Below are 8071 nucleotides of genomic sequence, written 5' to 3' on the forward strand. Positions count from 1 at the left end.
TACACCTATTTTCCCTTTCCCACAGTCTTTTTCCAATGATATAAGTCAACAATACTCATATCGATTAAAATTATTGACAAACTAAGAGCGGTAAATTGTTCCCAATTTTCAAATGAATTATTGACTCCAGAATAACTTAAAAAAAGCAGCATTATTGCACAACCTGCAATCACTTTTAAGTTCACAGTAAGAAGAGTCAAACAATCAGTCTCCGCTCGTTGATATTGCAAAACAGGATTATTATTTTGAATTGTCCCTCCAAAAAGGCCATGTTCAGAAAGTTTACTGGCAATTATTAACATCGCTTTATTCCACAAGTACAGAAAAACAATTAATAATACTGTTCCTGTAGTAACAATTATCCAAAAATACCATGGTGACGCTATTTTAGTCACCATTTCAATAATAACCGAACCAGAGAGAGCGCCAAGAATCACTGCTAGAAGTGTAAATAAACCAACAACAAAAGTATCTAAGATTTGCCTTTGGTAACTATAACTGATAGACGTCTTTACAGTACCATTCTTAACAGTTATTTGAGAACGACGTAAATGTTCTGGCAACATTTTATCAATTTCTAAGGTTGTAAAATGCTGCTCTTCTCCGTATTTGAGAGATTGCTGTGCTAACTGGTAACTTTTAGGGTCCGTTTTCATTGATGTATCATAGATGTCCTTTGTTCTTTCTGTAAACTCATCACGTTTTTGACGAATATCCGTAACTTGTAGACTAGGTGAATCTGTCAACAATGATACGTAGTCCTCTCTAATCTGCCAAAGATCATTAGCAGTTTTACTATGACTCGTAATTTCTTCACTCACATCAAAATCTTTGAAATATAAAGTTGCTCCTGTTAAGCCGGCAGAAATAAGAGCACTGAGTAGCTTTAAAATAAGACTATTAATCAGAATAGTACCTAAAATCCCACTGGTTGAAATTGCAGATAATATTATTTTCAACCATTTCACGCATGCTTGTCTCTTACGTAAACGATCAACCTGTTTTAAGTGCGTCGTATAAGTATATTGTACACGCCCGAATGCTTCCCGAATTTGTGACTCAAGGTTGAATCTTACCATTTTGTCATCCATCTTTATAGTCTCCTTACGTGGAACTACTATAAATCATAGCAAACATATGTTCGTAAGTAAATGTATTTTCCATAAAACAGGTATTAAAACTACTACAGACTGATTAAACTTCTCTTCTTCAAATTTAACGTCAGCAATATTCCTCTTCACCCGTTCTCATCAGTCAGATACCAATTTTAATTTGATCGATCAATCAACGGCTGAATTTTATCAGTAAAGTACTCTTTGATTTCCGCCTTTACATGTTTTTTCCACTTAAGCATATTAGAAGTTTCAGAATTAGGATTGAATGACTTAAACCGGTTATAAGACATCTTATCCAACAGATCTAACATTCCTTGCTGTTGCTTGTCAGACTCCGGATTATAGTGAGCCATAACGTACTTAAAGTTATCATACTTAAGCTGATACTGATTTGCGAAATCTTTCATCAGTTTCTGGCTTTCATCATCGACCATTGATTCCAGAATTTGATCAACTTGTTGACCTCTATACCGTTCTGGATCATCCTGAATCTTCTTCCATAATGATCTCATGATGTCAGCTAACTTTTCATTCTTTTTACCTAAATCATTGATGTAACCATTGATTTCATTAACATCATCCTGGTTCATCTCAGATGATTGGTTATCTTCGTCAGGAACATAAGCTTGAATCAAAGCAACGATATAACGCTCATTGATTTCTTTAATATGAAAAGACTCAAGCTCATAGTCATCGTTAATCTCCGACTCGTCATCATCTATCGGTGGGTCTTTTTTTAAGCTCTCAAGTACGTTTTCGTAAGTACCTCGCAGCTCATCCATCTTTTCCTCGGAAATTTCAGGCATATTAAGCTGTTCTTCCTCAGGCAACTCACTTTGGTTGTCTAGCTCATCGTATGTTTGAATCGCAGCAGTATGCTTATCAAGTTCTTGGAAGTCTTTCACAAATTGTTTTCTATCCTTTTTCGGCGCATTTTCAATCGATTGAAGGCTATCTGGTTGCAGGTACTTATCAAACGTCTTCCGCGCTTTAACATAGCGTTTTCTGGCTACCTTCCAGGTAGGAGCTAACACATCATTAGAGCCACCATGCGAATAGAGCCGTAACGCATCATCAATGGCTTCGCTAAAGGCCTCTGGATATTGAAAGGTCACGATTTGTCCCCACGCTTTGCCAGAATCGTAAATCCGATTAGTTCTGGAAAATGCTTGAATGATATTTTGCGGATTCATTGGCCGACGATCAACGTACAGCGTTGAAAGATTGGGTGAATCAAATCCCGTTAAAAGTCGATCCACTACGATAACAATATCTAACTGCTGATGAGGTGCTTGATACGGCTTCTTCTTTCGAGCCAGTCGATCATTGACATTACGGTTATAGGATCCTAGCTCCGCCATCGAATAATTAGTGTGAAACATGGCATTGTAATCAGCCATTGAATGTTTCATGGCCTCTTGGTCTACCTCTGAATCATCATCATTTTCCGAAATGGAGTATGTTACCGCAATACGTGGAAAATCAGGTGCCACTTCTTTGATTCGTTTAGGAACCCCACCCTGTTCAATAACGTCTTTAAATAATGAATAGTAACGTTGTGCTTGCTTAATTGATGAAGTTGTAAAAATTGCTGAATAACGATGACCATTGATCAATCCTTGTTTTCTGTAGGCAAGGTACAATATTTTTTCGACTACTGCACGCATATGCTGGTCAGAAAGATAGACTTGATCTAACCCATGGGTATCAGCTTCATCTGCTTTTTCTTCCTTACTATCACCTAAGTTATCCGTCTTAAATCCTAAAACAGCTTTATCTCGTAGTGCATCCTTGATCGTGTATTCATGAAGAATTGGCCCATATAGCTGTTCAGTCGTCCGAGCATCCTTACCATTTTCTGCCCGCGCATTTTCATCAAAAATTGGTGTTCCAGTAAAGCCATACCATAGTGGCTGGCGGTTAAAGAACTTATCCAACTCTCGCTTTTGAGTTGGCGTAACTGTCCGATGACATTCATCCACGATAAACGCCAAATTCAGACTTTTTAACTTTTCATATTTCTTTGATAGTCCAGGATTTTCTTCAATTCGCTTAAAAATAGTTTTCAATTTCTGCCGTGTCGTGACAACTACGGTCCGGTTACCATCCACTAATTGATCTGCCAAATCATAGCTATTCTTGGTTTCCTTAACACTAATGGTGTCGTTGTTAGCATAAGTCTGAAACGCACCAGTAGTTTGAGCATCCAAATCTTTTCTATCAATCAAAAAGATAGTTTTCTGAATACTTGGCAACTGTAATAGGTTTCGAGCAACTTTGTAAGAAGTTAGTGTCTTACCTGATCCAGTTGTATGCCAGATAAAACCAGATTGGCGTTCTCGGGAGGCCTTAAAAATAGCTTCAATTGCGTGAATTTGATACGGACGAAGTAAGATAATATTTTTTGCTTCACTATCTAAAACCGTGTAATCAGCAATCATATGATGTGCAGCCGGAATAGACAGAACCTCACGAGAAAAATCGAGGTAGTTATCAACTAGCTTATTTTGCTCATCAACCCAAGATGTCAAGAATTTGGGATTTAGCTGTCCTCCCGCTGAAATATACCGAGTACTAGTGCCATTTGTCACAACAAACATTTCAACAAAACAGAAAATATCAGTAAACTTACCTTCACTAATATATTTGTTAATTTGATTGAAAGCTTTCATATAAGGCTGCTGTGGTGCTTTAAGCTCAATATGGATCATTGGCAACCCGTTAATGAGTAGTGTCACATCAAAACGACGATCCTGATCCAACGCCATACCCTTAGGAACTTCAACTTGATGGACAACTTCATAGACTGATGAACCACCAGAAATGTTAGAGTTATCCAAAATTAAAAGATCGGCGTCTGGCAACGTAGAGTCATCACGTTTTAAATGAAAACGAACTTGCCCATTGGCACCTGACATGAATTCAGCTGCCCGATAAAAAGTTGGTTGAATAATCTGTGTTTTGATTGTCTGTTTTTCATTTTCTGTAAGTGCTATATCTGCTAATTTTGCTTTATTATTGGCTGACAAAATTCTAAAAAAGTTATTCCATAATTGTGGTACGTTTTTTAAATCTTCACGAAGAACCCATTGATTGGTGCCCTTGGTTAAGCTATCAATTAATTTTTGTTCCATTGCTGCTTCAGCCATTTGAATACTCCTTTATTAATGCTTACACAAACATTTTTTGTAAGAGGGATTGCTTTAATTTCTTTAAGTTGTCTAACATACGCTGATGATGAGCGATAGCAAAGTTAATTGTTTTAAATAATTGCGCAACTGCCTTTTGTTCAAGAGGTTTTTGTGGCCTTTTTATTGGAATTTGAGCAAGATCACCTAAATAAATACCTGGTTGTGCGGAAACGACTTGTCGTACATTTAACTGTCGCTGAAAGTCATTGCTTTCAAGCAAAGTTTGCAAAAACTCAGAGTTCATAGATATTGGCCGAAGGTATGCAACACTACGTTGAAATGTTAGATTCTGGGGATTAGTCAAAATAGCTGATTCCCCAATGGAGCCAACAATCGTTAATAAAATATCACCAGCCTCAAGAGTGAACGATTTGTGAATCTTTCGAAATTCATTCCACGATATGCGTCGATCTGAGCTACTAATTATTATGTGGCCATTTTTTATGTTTTTAGCACTTAAAAGATAAGGTCCCTCCTTAGCATCTTTATGGGTCCCATGAGTCCCATCTTTTAAAAGTGTAAGTTCACTTCCAAGCTTACGTTGTTCCCATACATCAGTAAAACCACTAAATCTAATCTCTGGCTTATTTTGACCATCCTTTGGAAACATTTTTTGTAAAAGTGACTGTTTTAACTTATTCAAAAGTTCTAACTTACGCTGATGATGAGCGATACTTTTTTCTATGTTTAAAAAAAGTAACCCGATTCTCTGTTGTTCTTCTTTATTGGGAAATAATGCGCTAATATTTTTAAACTTTTTAAGCGACAATACGTGTTGTCCAGTTCCTTCTGCTTGAATGGCGATTTGTCTTTCAATACCATAATTAACTCTTTTTAAGAAAAATTCCGAATCTGCATTTTTTAAACCGAAAACAGGATAAAAGTAGCTAATAATACCCATATCAATTATGTTATTACGGTTGAATACAAACCTACTATTATCACTTCTACTACGATACGTAAAATACCCTTTAGGTAAAATAAAGTATCCAACGTTATCATTTGTTGTTACTTGCCTGTCATTAAAATACTCTTCCTGTAATACAATGCCCTTTTGTTGAGACGAAGTTAACACCGGATACTGATTGTTCACAGTTGTTTTATTAACGTAATCAACGATGTAGTTTCCGAGCTTACGCTGTTCCCACGCGTCAGTGAATCCCTTAAATCTTAGAATTGGACCTTTTTTAGATTCCACCATTAATCTGCGTCCTCCAAATCTTTGATTACATCATTAAGTCCGTCCATAATGTTGTCGTCATCCGACGTTAGATCCTTTAACATCGAAACCAAACTATGTTCATTCTCTTTGATTTCCTGACTAGTTTGTCGTAGGTCATAAGCAACTTGTTTCAAATCAATTTCAGGTTCTGGTTCAAAGGTATCTACATAACGGGGAATGTTCAAGTTAAACTCATTCTCTTGAATTTCATCAAACGTAGCTAGGTGGGCAAATTTATCAACATCTTCTCGCTTTTCATAGGTATCGAGAATCCGTTGTACATCTTTCTCACGTAATATATTCTGAGTCTTAGCTTTTTCAAAGTTCTTTGAAGCATCAATAAACATGACATTACGGTCTTGTTTATCTTTTTTCAGGACCACAATTGCAGTTGGAATGGAAGTGTTATAAAACAAGTTTGCTGGCAATCCGATAACTGCATCGATTGCACCACTCTCAAGCATTTTTTGACGAATTTTACCTTCAGCTGCCCCTCGGAATAAGACCCCATGAGGCAAAACAATTGCCATAGCACCACTATATTTTAGATGGTAATAACCATGTAAAAGAAAGGCGTAATCAGCCTTTGACTTGGGTGGCAACACACCATAAGCAGAGAATCGAGGATCTTCTTTAAAACCATCTGCTGCTGACCATTTCAGTGAGTAAGGTGGATTCATTACGACGGAATCAAAGTTAGTTACTTCTTCAGCTGGCCAATCTTCATCTAAGGTATCACCATTACGTAAATGCTGACTAGCAATATCAACGTGGTGAAGGATCATATTCATGCGAGCTAAGTTAAATGTTGAAGTATTGATTTCTTGACCAAAATAAGTAATTCGATCTGCTGCGTCAGAATACTTCTTGAAGTTCAGCAGCAAGGAACCAGACCCCATTGCAGGATCATAAACGGTCATTCCATCTTTATAATTTTTCCCAACCAACGTTAATCGAGATAATAATTCAGAGACTTTTTGTGGTGTATAGAACTCACCTGCTTTTTTACCAGATTCAGAGGCAAATTGACCAATCAAATATTCGTAGGCATCGCCTAAAGAGTCCCCAGCGGTTTTAACGAGTTCCAGTTTGCCAATTGCAGAAAGCACTCCGGCGATTGTATCAGCCTGCTTTTGAGCGTTATTGCCTAACCGTTTTGAGTAAAGATCATAATCGTCAAACAAGCCTTCAAATTCAGCTCCGAAACTTTCCAATTTCGTGAAAGCGTCACCCAACTGGTTTAACTGAAAAGAATGATCGTCGACAGACTTCAAAATATTCGTGTAAGTTGACTCTGGTTGAATAACATAACCGAAAGTATCCTTTAATTCATCGATTAAATCGGAATCAGTTGCATTATCTTCGTAAATCTTTTGAGCTTCTTCTAGAGATGCTTTTTCCTTACCCTCTAGTTCTGCTGCATAGTAAAGCATGCTGTCTGATAGATACTTATAAAAGACAGTACCCAACAGGTAGTTCTTGTATTCATTAGCATCCATCTTTGATCGTAGTACATCGGCCGCACTAAAAAGTCCACTTTGTAATTCAGTTGTTTCTGTCATTTTACTAATGACCTCCGTTAATATCTTTTTATAAATATCCAAAAAATTATGATATGTATCTCTCTTTACTAAGTTAAAATTTACTCATTCAATTTTCCCAGCCTTTTAGTTGGTCTTAAAAGCCCACACCTTAATGATTGCTTGCAGGCCATCAGGCTTAAACTGCTTCTCTTATGGTATCACGAAACTACTTTTTACTGTTGTGAATTCGGCTAAAAGACTGCTTAAAAGCAAAACAATTTTTCATCATGACGTTTGATAGCAATCTGAATTTATCTTTCCTCTCTGTATATAAAGTTTTATAATTAATACCGTGTATATATACATACTACAGAATATTACAAAAAATATGGACCAAATTTTGGTCATGCATGTAATCACACATTAACAAAATAAATGTTTAAGGAGCATTTGAGATGCCTTTAAAAAAGCTTTCAATGGTCCCGTTAGTTGCGCTTTCGTTTGTCACAGCACTATCTACAACTTCAACTACAGCTTCAGCACACGGATATGGTTATTGGCTTCGGCCTCATTGGGTCACCATCAAAAAAACAACAACCATCGCTAAGATAAAGAACACTTATCCTCTGTCAAATAGTTACAAAGTTGACGAATGGATTGTTTATCCCGGCTATCACCTAAAGGTTCATCATGGTGCAAGTTACTTATGGCTTGGTGAAAGCGGCAAATTTAACACTGGTCCAAGTTAAACCTGGGCGATTGAACGCGGTAATAACACTCACTGGTTCCGACAGGGGACCCACTAAAACAAAACAGTAAATAATTTGTTAGTTGAATCCTAAATTAACAGGGCAGCCCCAAGTCTGGGACTGCCCTGTTAATTTTATGGTGCTACGATATTTGGAGTTGATAGACAACTTGCCTCTCAACTCCTTTTTCTATACCATTATTTATATTTGAATACGCAAATAGGACACCACACTATTTCGTGTTCACCGTTCCGACCAAAGAAAAGAGAAA

The 8071-nt window shown here is 37.0% G+C and carries 5 protein-coding genes; 1 reads left to right on the plus strand and 4 read right to left on the minus strand.

The window, feature by feature from the left end:
- Positions 1–5: 5 nt before the first annotated feature.
- The 4 genes from HC026_RS09295 to HC026_RS09310 form a co-directional block, all read right to left on the minus strand.
- Complete coding sequence (locus HC026_RS09295; RefSeq protein WP_168925689.1) at positions 6–1091, minus strand: SLATT domain-containing protein; 1086 nt, start codon at positions 1089–1091, stop codon at positions 6–8.
- A 176-nt stretch (positions 1092–1267) separates the two neighbouring features.
- Positions 1268–4264, minus strand: a complete 2997-nt coding sequence (locus tag HC026_RS09300) for a type I restriction endonuclease subunit R, EcoR124 family (protein ID WP_168925690.1) — start codon at positions 4262–4264, stop codon at positions 1268–1270.
- Between the two features lie 22 nt (positions 4265–4286).
- On the minus strand, positions 4287–5507 hold the full coding sequence (locus HC026_RS09305) for a restriction endonuclease subunit S (protein ID WP_168925691.1): 1221 nt from the start codon (positions 5505–5507) through the stop codon (positions 4287–4289).
- Positions 5507–7090: a type I restriction-modification system subunit M gene (locus HC026_RS09310; RefSeq protein WP_168925692.1), complete on the minus strand. Its 1584-nt coding sequence runs from the start codon at positions 7088–7090 to the stop codon at positions 5507–5509. The genes HC026_RS09305 and HC026_RS09310 overlap by 1 nt, the downstream gene beginning before the upstream one ends.
- A 416-nt stretch (positions 7091–7506) precedes the next feature.
- Between HC026_RS09310 and HC026_RS09315 the strand changes: the two genes are divergently transcribed.
- Positions 7507–7800 carry a hypothetical protein gene (locus tag HC026_RS09315; RefSeq protein WP_168925693.1) on the plus strand — a complete coding sequence of 98 codons (294 nt, stop codon included), beginning with the start codon at positions 7507–7509 and terminating at the stop codon, positions 7798–7800.
- Positions 7801–8071: the final 271 nt, after the last annotated feature.

It is taken from the genome of Secundilactobacillus angelensis, assembly GCF_012641075.1.
GTDB lineage: Bacteria > Bacillota > Bacilli > Lactobacillales > Lactobacillaceae > Secundilactobacillus > Secundilactobacillus angelensis.

Bases quoted from the DNA above. Each gene is read 5' to 3' on its own strand.
- HC026_RS09295 (WP_168925689.1), bottom strand. From the start codon at position 1,091: ATGGATGACAAAATGGTAAGATTCAACCTTGAGTCACAAATTCGGGAA.
- HC026_RS09300 (WP_168925690.1), bottom strand. From the start codon at position 4,264: ATGGCTGAAGCAGCAATGGAACAAAAATTAATTGATAGCTTAACCAAG.
- HC026_RS09305 (WP_168925691.1), bottom strand. From the start codon at position 5,507: ATGGTGGAATCTAAAAAAGGTCCAATTCTAAGATTTAAGGGATTCACT.
- HC026_RS09310 (WP_168925692.1), bottom strand. From the start codon at position 7,090: ATGACAGAAACAACTGAATTACAAAGTGGACTTTTTAGTGCGGCCGAT.
- HC026_RS09315 (WP_168925693.1), top strand. From the start codon at position 7,507: ATGCCTTTAAAAAAGCTTTCAATGGTCCCGTTAGTTGCGCTTTCGTTT.